The following is a 1,079-nucleotide window of genomic DNA, read 5'->3' as shown; positions in this document are numbered from 1 at the left end:
ATACCTCATGCTGGTTGGCCGCACTTTTACTGAGCACTTTCTTGCCCACTTCATAGCGGTTACTATCCCTGTCATACAGGGCATAGATCATATAAGCTTCCGGACTCTCTCCCGATAGAAATCGGGATTGAAAATCCTTGGCGATGATATCCGCCAGATTCAGAAGGGCTATCAGATTGGCACCCCCCCTAGGCGTAGCATCTTTTCAACATCGCCGAAGTTCAGTTGGGTGCTGGGTGAAGTTTGCAACTTCACCCTCATATTCTTCCGAATTTCCATTTGGTTCATTTTTGCACCTTCATTTTTCAAAAGCAAATTACAAATTTGTTTGGATAGAAAGGTGTAGTTATAAACTACACCTAGTCCTAATTAACTTGCTTTTACACCCAGAGAGGGATTTTTTGGAAAGTTCCATTTTTCCCTGATCTTCCTTCATTCTTTTCAACAGCATTTTTTCAATCTCATCATTGCTTTGTTTTGCTTGACTGTTGCCACTTGTATCTTCCTTGCCTTGCCCGGAATTTTGTTGGACAGTCAAGGAAAATGATTCGTTTTCAACAAAAAGAAAAAGCACCAAGAAAAAGAAAACTAAGGCTCTTTTTTGACTATGTATCAAATCCATATTACAAAAACTTAAATTATATATTTTTTTATTTATTCTTTTCTGGACAATAATCACTGTTTAAATAAAAACTTTGACCCCCTCTTTAATACTTTATTTTTATAGTATATCTTCTTCTAAATACAATCTTTATTTAAATCTCATTTTTATTTCTTTGCGCTAGCCTACCTATTGAAAGGGATTCATTGGTCAAAATGAATCGCCTCGGATAACGCGTTCTTTTCTATTTCATCTATTGCAGATAGCTTTGATTTATTCAAATTCTCAAAAGGTTTCTTTAATCGAAGCAATTCAAACCCTATTTTTAACTGAAAAGGAGAAGTGGACAAACTTCTATCTTCCTCGTACAAAGGATCCCAAGAAGCAATGACAGATGTTCTTAAGGTTTTCCCCATTGGAATGAGCTTAACTAGACTCAATTCTCCTGACCATATCTTTCCTTCATAATCCAAGTTCT

The 1,079-nt window shown here is 36.2% G+C and carries 2 protein-coding genes; both read right to left on the bottom strand.

All coding sequences use genetic code 11. The features are described from left to right. Window positions 1-346: 346 nt before the first annotated feature. A complete protein-coding gene (locus tag OU792_RS18570) occupies window positions 347-679 on the bottom strand; it encodes a hypothetical protein (RefSeq protein WP_134202499.1) in 333 nt (110 codons plus the stop codon). A gap of 125 nt (window positions 680-804) precedes the next feature. Further along, window positions 805-1,079, bottom strand: a 275-nt coding sequence (locus OU792_RS18565; RefSeq protein WP_274671058.1) for a hypothetical protein, incomplete at its 5' end; no start/stop codon positions are given.

The sequence above is a fragment of the Algoriphagus sp. NF genome (assembly GCF_028823735.1).
GTDB classification, from domain to species: domain Bacteria; phylum Bacteroidota; class Bacteroidia; order Cytophagales; family Cyclobacteriaceae; genus Algoriphagus; species Algoriphagus marincola.
Note: the sequence above shows the minus strand (reverse complement) of the source record. Positions and strands in the feature narration are given on the sequence as shown.